Raw genomic sequence first — 11,189 nt, forward strand, 5'->3', positions numbered from 1 at the left:
AAATGACTCATTTTCATAAAAAATTTTTGAAAAACATATTTTTTGTTACTAAAATAGAGTTTTTAAACTAAAAAATAGTTTAAAAAAGATTAAAAATAAATAATTATTAATTTAGCAAAATTAAAAATATAACAAGTAAAAGTTGTTATGTTTTTGTTCATTACAAGTAATTTAATAATTTTTTAAATATTTAAAAACATTGCTTAAATATTTTTAAAATAAAATAAAATTAGTGTTTATTCTTTGATGGATAGCAATAATTCTTCTAAAATATTTACTCATTTTTTAATTTGGACTTTCAGTTTTGATTCAAACAAAATTTTGCTGATCTCTAGTATTTTTTTTCATCATAAAAATTTTTGTTTTTTAATTATATAAAATTTTTAAATTTAATTTATTGAAAATTTTTCATGTAATAATTGAGTAAAATAAAAAAACAAGCAATGGTGCTTGTTTTTTTAGATTATCTTAAATAATTATTTGTTTTCAAATTCTTGGTAGTAATGGAAGTTAGAATCTTTACCTTTTTTCAAGATTAATAAAGTGTATTTTTTATTATTTTCTAGGCTAGGTAATTCAACACTTTCAAGTTTTTCAGGTTTATCAGTGACAGAAAAGTTAACAATCATTTCTTGACTAAATTCTTCATTACCAGCTGAGTCTGCATATTTTTGATAAATGGCAATATATTCTCCAGCTTCTCATCCAAGAACATTAAATTTCATTTTGCCATCAGTTTCCTTAGACATCTGAAGCGCTGGGGTTGTAGCTTTTCTGATTTCTAAATTATTAGTTACTTCGTTTGCTCATCTTCCAAAGTCTAGTTTATTGATTGCGAATCCTAAGTCTTTCTCTGATTGCTTAATTCCATGAGCTGTTGCAGTTGCTGCAAATGCTTCATATGAATTAAGCGAAGCTAAAGTCTCTCCCGCCACAACTGAACGTGATAAACTATTTGGATTTTGTGATATAGTAATCATTCCATTTAGCATTGATACAAATAAGGTAATGCTATTAAATTTATTTTCATCTTTTCAAACAAAATGTACATTAAATCCAGGTGCATTATTTGCTTCTGCATTAGCCACAAATACTTTTAAGTTTTCTCTTGTATATGTTGTAACTTTATTATTTGCTCCAGAAATAATGCTTAATGCTAATGAAGGGTTTTTCTCAGCATTTGTAATTATATCTTTGAAATCTTCTAATGAATAAATTGATAAATCATTTAATGAGTAAATCGATGATGATGTAATATCTCCAATAAACATTGGTTTTTGACCTACAAAAGCCTTGCCATTAATCATTTTAGCAACTTCAACCTCACTATAAGGAGTTAAGAACTCAGCACCTCAATCAGTTGTTCCTGAAGTTAAATCAACATCCATTCCGTATTTATCTAAAAGACTAAATGAACGAACATTTTTTTCTTCTTGTTTGTATGAATCAAGAACTAATTTATTGTCTCCGGTTCTAGCTCCTCTTGCTGAATTAGGATTGTAATATCTCATTCTTATTCCAGAAATTTGTAATCCTTTATTGAAGTTAAAGGCATCACTACGATTTAATTCAAAGAATGGAGCTCCAACTTCTTCTTCTGGTAAAGAACTTGAATTAGGGTTTGCTGTATCATAAACATTGTCAGTTGATGGATGGAATAATCCAGCAAAGTTTTTCAGTGTTTTTGTAATATCTTTTTGAGCTTTAGTTAATTTAGTCATAACTAGGCCATCTTTAACTCAAAATTCAAGGATAAAACTATAAATTGTTAAGTCAAATGTTTGTACTGCTAATCTTAATTGAAGTTTTTTAGTGCCATAAGTTGCAGTTTCTGCTCATCAACGTCTATTGATATTAGTATTAGTGTTAATTCACCCATTAAATAATGGTGATTTATCACCAGCTGAAAATTCAACTTGTTGAAGTGCTACTTTAAGCGGTTCTTTTCAAGCTTCTTCTTCACTAGGTCATCCAAATTCTTCTAGTGTTCCTAAAACAAATTCTTCATCTTTTTTGAAGTTTGTTTTAATTGTAGTGTAATGGTTTGAAACATTTTCTACAACTTCTGGCGCAGCTGCTAGAGTTGTTATATTTGTTTCCGGCAACAATTCAACTGATTGATTTTTATCATGAATATTTTCAATAAAAGCTTTAACTACATAATTTTTACTTGCATTTAAACCTTTTAATCTCACTACTTGACTTGCTAAATCACCAACTGTAACTTCGTTTTTAGACCATGTTATAGTTGAATTAGCTGTTGTTGGTGTATTTGGTAATTCTCTATATTGTACAGTTACTTTGTAGTTTTTTCATGAATTTAATTTTGATAAGTTGACTACAACTTCATTATTTGTGATTTTCCCTAATTTTGCTTCAGGGTTTTGGAATTTAGTTGTAAATGATCCTTCATCTAAAACTTTTGTACCAGCAGAATTTAATACTTTATATTGGTAGAAAGTATTTGGTTGCAATTCTCCAAATAATACTAAAAAGTCTTTTTTACCGGCTGTAGCATTTTCTTTGAATGAAGTCTGAGCTGCTGGCAATTTGTTACTAAAATCAAATTCTGTTCCAAATACAACAACAGCATCTTTAAAGTCATTTTCACTAATATCACTTAATACAATTGTTGCTGCTTTTGAATTAGTAAATAATGTTGGGCTAGTTGAAGCTGCTTTAAGAGTTGTAAAACTTGTAGAAGCGTCAGTTATAGCAACTTCAGTTTGTGTTGTACCATGCTCTAAAACTAATTTAACATGATATTCTTGTTCTGCACCTAAATCAGATAATGTTACATGTACATTACTAAATTGCTCACCTAATAGTGGATTTAATATATATTCTTTTTTATCAGAAGAGTAACCACTATCTTTAGCAAATACTAATTTTAATTTAGGATTTTCATAACCTTTTAATAATTCTCTGCTTACATTTTGCACTTCCAAAACAGCACTCTTAGTAGACACTAGTGATTTAGCGATTTTAACCTTAGCAGTTGTTGTTAAAGTTCCTTTATATTCTGTGCCACTAATTGTTAAAGAGTATCAATATTTTTTATTAGCTGTTAATTCAGAACCTGAGCTTAATTCAAGATTAACAAATTCATCTAGCTTTAGTGTTTTAGAATTAGTTGCTTTTGCAGATCCAGTATGTTCCGCATTATCATAAAAATTAATTGTTAAATTTTCCAAAGGATTTGTAGCACCTGTTGCTGGTGCTGTTAAACCAGATACTTTAACAGCAAATGAATTATTTGCATTTGCTACAAATTCTAGCTTAGCCTTTTCATCAGTGTTTGTATTTAATTTTTGTGCTGTTTGATAAATAACTTCATTAGTTGTTTTATCTAATAAAGTAAACCTATATGTTTGATTTGAGTCTAAATTGTTAACTTTAACACTTAATTTGTTCTCAACTGGATTGAAAACAACATCACTTGCTTTAGCTCAATATTTAAAATCAGGATGGATTTCAAATGCCGCTTCAGGTGTGTAAAGTAACTCTAATTTAGAGTGATCTTTTGTATAATTTCCTAAATTAGTGAATGTAAAATTAATTAAATTTTTAGCTGCTTCTTTATTAACTTGAGCTTCAAGAGTATATTTAACTCTAGTTTCATCTCCAAAATTAATCGCATTTTCAGCATTAGCTAAATAAACTTTTTCTATAAATCCGGCAATAATAGCCGATTCACTTGTAGGTTCTACAATTCCTTCACCAGCTCCGTTAAATGCTAATAAAGCATATTGGAAAAATGAATTATTTTTGTAATTAGCTAAATTAACATCAAATTTAACTGTTCCATCTTCTTTTACAAGACCAGTTGTTCTTAAAACCGGAGGAACAGCAACAGCAGTGCTAGTAGATGCTAGTGTTGCTTCGAAAAATCCCGATTTAGCTGTATCTCAATCTTGTTTTAATTTTGCATCTTCTAATGAAGAAACTGGACGAACAGCAAGCAATAAAACTGATCCTTCTAGTCCTTTTAGATTTTCAAAAGTCATTTTTGCATTACGTGCTGAAGTCCACTCTAATGAGTGATTTAATGATTTTTCTCCCGGAGTTGTAAAACTTTGATCACTTAAAATTAAAGTAGACAAGTTATCTAAAATTTTGTAAGTGTAATTGGTATTTGGTTTTAAATTTACTAAATCAAATTCAGCAATACCTTTACCATTTACTTTAGTTGCTTTGGTAAATTTAGTTGAACTTGTATCATCAGTTTCTCTATATTCAATTGTATATTCTTGATTTCATTTATCTCTTGATGTTCCCAATAAAACTCTTGCTGATGAATTTAATGATAATTTTTTAACAGCTGCTGAAGGATCAACTAAATTGTATTGTGTTTCTAAATCTAAAACTCTACTAAAATCTTTTGTAATATTTGGTGTTAGTGAATAAATTTCGCTAACAACTTGAACCGGAACTTCTAAGAAAGCATCAGTTAAATTCTTGTATGCTACTACATTTTCTGCATTTTTTTTCACTAAACTAATTGTGTAAGGAATGTTACCGAATACATTTTTAAGTTTAACCTCATGTTCATTACCTGAAACAGTAAATGGTGCAACTTCCAAGCGATCAACATAAGGAATATCACCACCTATAAAAGGATCGGTAGTTAGTTCAAGTGATAATTCTTGTCCTTGGAAACCATTTAAATTGGTAATTTTCAATACAGCTTCACCATCACCTGATGAAACGACTTCTAATTGAGGGTCTGAAGTAGTTCTAAATTGACCTGATTCAAGAACTTTTGTTGCTCCAAATTCCACAGTGTAAATTTCATATTTATAATCAGTATTTTTTTTCAAATCAGTTAAAGTTTCACTAATTAATGCTCCACTTTCTGTTGCTGGCATAGTAACTGCAATAATTTTAGGTAGTGTAACACTTTTGTTTTCTAAAATTTCATAATCAATTTGTTCAGTTCAATATTTAATATAAATGTAATTTGGTAGTAATCTATTTTCGGTAGCATTAACTTTTACATTATTAAATGATTTTAAAGTATCTGTGAATAAAAATTGTGCTTTTGTACCAAAAACATTTTTCTCAACTTTAACTTCGCTTGTTGTCTGGAAAAATCCATTTAATAATTCTAAATTGGGATTTCCTTCATTAACTAATTCTAATTTTCAATAATATTGAGTATCTTTTTCCAATCCAGTTAATGTTTCTTGGAAATCATTTGTTTTAAGATCTTCAATTTTTACAGTTGTAAAAGCATCACCTTTAACAGGGCGATAGCTTAATAAAAGATTTTGCTTTAAATATAAATTCCCACCAGTGAATTTTAAAGTTGCTACATTTTTTGAAACTTCAGAAGATAATGAAACATTACTTAATTGTTTTTGAGTTGTAAATGACCCAAAAAATAATGCTGATGTAGCGTTTTTAGCTTTAATTGTATAGTTGTAAAGTGTATTTGGTCTTAAACCTGATAATAATCGAGTGAAGTATGGAATTTGAACAATTCGGTTAGCTTGTTCACTTGGTAATGAAAATGTTGTATCTTCATAACTGAAAACATTTAATTCATATTCTAAGCCAACTAATGGTCCAAAGTTTTTAAATTCTAATAATACATTATTTGGTGAAACTGAAATTGGTGAAACTGAATAACTAAAATCATATGTGACATCAAATGTTTTTTTTGCTGTAGTTCCAAAAGCTACTAATTTATCATCAGCAAATGTTGCGGTACCAGTTGATGAGTCAACCAATTCTAATTGAAATTCATATGTTAATGTAGAAGAATCTTTAGGTGTAAAACTAACTTTCCCTTTGTTAGAAGTCACTGCATCAGAATTTGTTAAAACATCTGAATCAGAAGTTCATGTAGCATCTTTGTTAGGGGTTGCAATGCGATATCTTACTTTTAAGTATTTTCCATTAGCTGAATCTGGTAAATTTTCAAAACTAATTTCAAGTGGATTTGTTGTATTTAAATTAGGTGTTTGTAATGAACTATTACGTACAAAATATTCAGGTGTTTTTCCTGCTATTGTAGTAATAACTTGCGCTTGTGTTGATTGATAAACAACTGCTGTGGTGTCTGATTTTGTTGCAATTAATTGAAATGAATACTGTTTGTTATTAAATTTAAGTAAATTTTCCAATGAAACTGTTGTTGAAGATTTATTTAAAGCGTCTGAAAATGTAAGAGGAACAACAAATTTATCTAAATTTGCTCCAGAACCCAATTCTGTAAATGATAAAAATAATTTTACATTTTCATCATTAATAAAAGAATCTAAACGAGTAACTCTTAATGAACCGGGTTTTTCTTGTGAAGGTTGTGTAACATTAATCGCTGGTTTTAAATTAGTTTTAAACTCGCTAGCAAAAATTTCACTATCTAAATTGAAAACTTTAACAATATAATCAGTATTTTCTTTTAATGCTTTTTCACCTAATGAAACTGTTTGCATTCATTCAGTTGGTTTAACATTAGATACATAAGCAACTAATTGCCCTAATTTGTTATCACTATCATTAGTTTTTTCGTAAACATTAACAATTAAATTTTTTCCAATATATGGGGTTAAACCATATAAGTTAAAATTAGCAGTTGTAAAACTAGGAACAATATCAGCTCTAACTCCACCTAAATATGCAGCACGATAAATTGGGTGTTTTTCACCTAATTCTTTATCGATAGATCTTAATTCAGTAGTTTCAGTTTTTTTAGTTTCTTCAGCTTTGCCTTGTGATGCCAAAATTGAAAAAGCTATTATTCCCCCTATGGAAACAACAGAAGCTGCACCTGCCAATAAAAGTAATTTCTTATTAAATTTCATCTTCCCTCTTTTCAAACTACCAAAAACAATTTATTTTTCAATTTAAAACAAAATTTGAAACTTTGTAAATGAAAATTGTTAAAAATTTTGAAAATTTGTTGTCTTGTGTTGAATTTTAAATAATATAAAATCTTAGTTTATTTATTAAATAATTAAAATTATATACAAATTTAATTTTTTTATGTTATAAATGGCAATTCTTTTTTTAAATTTTTAGCTATAAATTTTAAAAAAATTTCCAAAAAATTGCAAAAAAAATTAAAATAATTTGCTTTAGTAGTTAGTTTAGTAAAAAAAATTATAACATTTTTAAACGTTATTTTTACATATATAAATTGTAATTACACTTATTTAAGTAATAGAATTGTAATAAATTTTTAGTTTTTTTATCTAAAAAAATAAACAAATAAAAATTAATAACAAAAAATTATTTTTTTATAATTAATTTTAGTTGCTTAATACCTTTAATTAATTTGTCTTTATCAATTTGAGAATTATGGTCGCCCGCAATTAATATATTAGAAATTTCGTCAATATTTTTGATTAGAAAATCAACAATTGCTTGATTAATTTGTTCAATTAAGCTAACTTGATCGTCAGGATTTTTAGATTTTAAAACATAAAAAGCTTTAATTTGATTAAAAATGATGTTTAAAAATTGTTTTTTTAATGTTGTTAAACTATCATTGTTATTTACAACATTGGCTAAAAAATTATTTTCAACAAGTAAATAGTTATAAAAATCTTTAATTTGGTTTAATGCTTCATTTTTTTTCATCACTAAATTTGTATTATTAGATGCAATTGGATTTACTAATAAATTATCATCTTTTAATTTTTTTAATATTTTTGCTACTAAACTTTGATTTACAAATACATAAGAAAAATATTTTTTAAGAAATTCCTCAGTTCATTCCTCGAATGCTAGTTGATTTATTTCTAAAACATTTAACGTTAATGCATATTGATTTTGAGAAATATCAAGATTTTTATTTTCAAATAATAGTGTGTGTAATATTTTTTTAGCAAAATCTTTATTTAGTTTATTGCTATAAAAGCTATTTCATAAAATAGGTGTTAAATCTTGCTGATTTGGTAAAAAATCTAAATATTTAAAAAAATTTAAAAACCCATCTCTAAATTCCGGGAATGTTGTAAAGTAATCAATTATAAATTCAAAAATATTTTCTAATTGTGATTGAAGAATTTCTGGGTCAGATTTTAATGAAATCAAAAATTTTCAAAACATTCCATAATTAGCTAATAAAGTTTCAAAAAGAACTGTTTTCATTTTATAAGTTGTTAAATGATATGTTTTTAAATAATTCTGATCAATATTTTTTTCAAAAGCAGCTAAAAATAAATCCAAATTAGGATCAGCAAAAATTTTATTTAAAAATAATTCAACTAAACTTTGTTCTTTAACTATATGCTTAAATAAAATATTAAATATTTTAGTTTCATTTGATGTTTCTGAATTGGTAAATATATCTTTAAAAAATGGTGTTAAATAATAAAAAAATGTTTTGTCTTGGCCAGGAACTTTATTTTTAAATAGCAATTCCATAAATTTTTTAATATTATTTTTGCGTGTAAATTGATGCAAAAAAGTTTTGGAAATAATTTTATATGTTATTTTTTGTACACCAGCAATTCCGTTTTTATCTAAATCTAGAGTATCGATATCTTCTTGAATTCCGGCAATAATATTTTCAAAAAGTGAGCTCTTGACAAATAAATTTCAAAAATAATGAACAATTTGTTGCGCTTCTGCTTCTGTTATTTGATAATATTCTACTATTTTTTCATTAAAGGATTTTTCACTCCCAGAAATAAATGAAGTAATAAAAACTTTTGAAAAATTGTTTGTAATTACTTCATTTTCCATAAAAAAATTCACTAAAATAGCGCCAATTGTTTTTTTATTATTAGCAATTGCTGCTTTAACTTTTGGATTTAATTCCAATTCTTCCTCTTGCCACAATTTAGGATTATTAGGATTTCCTAAAATTTCTTTTACTAACATTTCATTATTAGCAATATCTATAATTTGTTCAAAGGAATAACGGTCTTTTTTTCAATAATTTTCATCTCAAGTATGATTTAGCTCATATGATTGATTATATGTTCGAATATGGTTTGAATTAAAATTTTTATTATAGTTAGCAGCAATTTTTAATAAAATATCTTGTGCCATTTTTTTATAACCTTTAGCTGTAGGATGGATATCATAAAAAATTTTAGCTAATTTGTCACTATATTTATTTCAATTTTCTTCATCATAAGAAGCAACAAAATTATCTCCTGATAAACCAGCAGCTGTACTTACGGCTTTATTTAATCCGGATAGTAAAAGATCTGATACTGCTTTACCATCAACTGTATCTAAAAAATCATTCAAAACAGGAACAACCCGCAATAGCGGCATTGGATAACCTACATAAACAACCTGAGCTTGAGTATTGTACAAACGCAAGCGCATACTCAATCTAATTAAATCACTTCCAATTTCTAACCCTTTTCCGTATAGGTATTTTGTAAAAGCTTCAATTGCTTGCTTTTTTTCTTCGGAAGTTGTTGCTTTCAAAATTGGTTCTAAATATGGTTGTGATTGATATAAAATTTCTAAAAAATCATTAGCTCCTAAGGAAATTGTAATTAAATTAGCTTTTTTTAATTGCTGATGAAATTTTGCAAAATTAATTTCCTTTGTTGTGCTATCAAAAAATTTTTTTTGAAAATCTCCAGCCACAAAATTATTAGAATTTTTTTGATTTTCAATATCACGTTTTAAATAAGTTTGAAAATTTTTAGCTCCAATAAGAGTGTATTTGGGGTTTTTATCACCCAAAACGAATAATCAATCTTTAATTGTTGATCCTGTAATAGCATAATTTTCAAAACTATTTAAATTTTTGAATGGTAATTTTTGAATATAGTTGGCAATAAAAGCAGGATAGGACAAACCTTCTACTTGACCCTTTTCATTCAGCTCTCCTGGATAATCAAATCCCATTTCGGAATTAAACCCAGCTGTGATAGAATCCCCAAAAGCCAAATAATTAATATTTCCAGTTAAAATTTCTGGGTTTGCAGTTGGCATTAAATAGGAACAAGATGTTAACAAAAAACTTGCTGATATCGAACCAGTAAGTATTAATAATGTTTTTAATCTGCTTTTTTTAAGATTCATAGATTACCTGTATAAGTTCATTTTATTTAATAACAATGTATTTTCCAGGATTATTATTTTCTTGGTATCAATTAAATGACTCATCATCCAAAATTGTTTCTAAAACATTTTTTAAAACTCGCTCACCAATACCGGTGATAAAAATAACTCGATCTAGCTCGGGGTTATTTTTTAATTCAAATAAAGCATTTAAGATTGGTCCATAAGCTTCACTTTCATTTAAGCCATGAAGATCTACTTCAATGTAACCATAAAAATTCACAGTTACTTTGTTTCCTTTTGGCAATATTTACAAAAATACGTACCTCTTCCATTAACTTTAGTTTTTACAATTGGAGTTTGACAATCTCAACAAGGTTGGTTAACTTTAGTGTGAACTTTTAGAAAATTTTGAAATTGACCTTCTTGTTTATTTAATGAGGTATATGAGTTAATGCTACTTCCGCCTAATTGGGTTGAATGATCCAAAATGTTGGTTGCCGCATTTAATAATGCTTTTACTTCATCTAATGTTAAGTTTTTAGCAGGAGTTTGAGGATGAATTTTCACAGCAAACAATGTTTCATCAACATAAATATTTCCCAAACCTACTAAAATTGTTTGATCTAATAAAGTAGTTTTAATTGCACGATTTTTCTTTTGTAACAATGCATGAAAAGCAACTGGATCAGTTTCAGCTGGGATTTTAGCTAATTTATTTAATGGGTTAGTTGTTAGGTAATTAGCACTTGAACGAATATGAAAAGTTCCAAACATACGAGTGTCATTGTAATGTAAATTAGTACCATCGCTAAACTCAAAAATTACATGATCATGTGGTTTTCTAAAAGTGCGCTCATCATAAAAATTGTATTTCCCTTCCATTCTTAAATGAGAAATCATGATTTTGTCATTAGTTAAATGAAATACAATAAACTTACCTTCATTAGTAACTTTTAAAATTGTCTCATTTTTTAATACATCGCTAAATTCAGTTGGTGTAATTTCTTTAATTAAGCTATCACGCAAAACAATTACATCCGCAATTGTTTTGTTTAAAACAACTTTTGATAAAGCTTTAGTAACAACACGGACTTCTGGTAGTTCTGGCATAAACACTCACTCCTTTTATTTTTACCAATATATTATAATAAATTTTGTTAAACAAAAAACAGCAATTTTAGAAAAATTTTTTCTTAATTGCTATT

General features: G+C 27.0%; 4 protein-coding genes. All 4 read right to left on the reverse strand.

Annotation, left to right across the window (positions count from 1 at the left end):
* Positions 1 to 476 precede the first annotated feature (476 nt).
* A complete protein-coding gene (locus ACW95P_RS00260; RefSeq protein ID WP_457961223.1) occupies positions 477 to 6,809 on the reverse strand; it encodes a hypothetical protein in 6,333 nt (2,110 codons plus the stop codon).
* Between the two features lie 427 nt (positions 6,810 to 7,236).
* On the reverse strand, positions 7,237 to 10,002 hold the full coding sequence (locus tag ACW95P_RS00265) for a GDSL-type esterase/lipase family protein (RefSeq protein WP_457961224.1): 2,766 nt from the start codon (positions 10,000 to 10,002) through the stop codon (positions 7,237 to 7,239).
* Positions 10,003 to 10,024: 22 nt separating this feature from the next.
* Positions 10,025 to 10,264, reverse strand: a complete 240-nt coding sequence (locus ACW95P_RS00270; protein WP_457961225.1) for a hypothetical protein — start codon at positions 10,262 to 10,264, stop codon at positions 10,025 to 10,027.
* 2 nt (positions 10,265 to 10,266) lie between these two features.
* Positions 10,267 to 11,094, reverse strand: a complete 828-nt coding sequence (mutM, locus tag ACW95P_RS00275) for a DNA-formamidopyrimidine glycosylase (RefSeq protein WP_457961226.1) — start codon at positions 11,092 to 11,094, stop codon at positions 10,267 to 10,269.
* Between the last annotated feature and the right edge of the window lie 95 nt (positions 11,095 to 11,189).

The sequence above is a fragment of the Mycoplasma pogonae genome, from assembly GCF_054170725.1.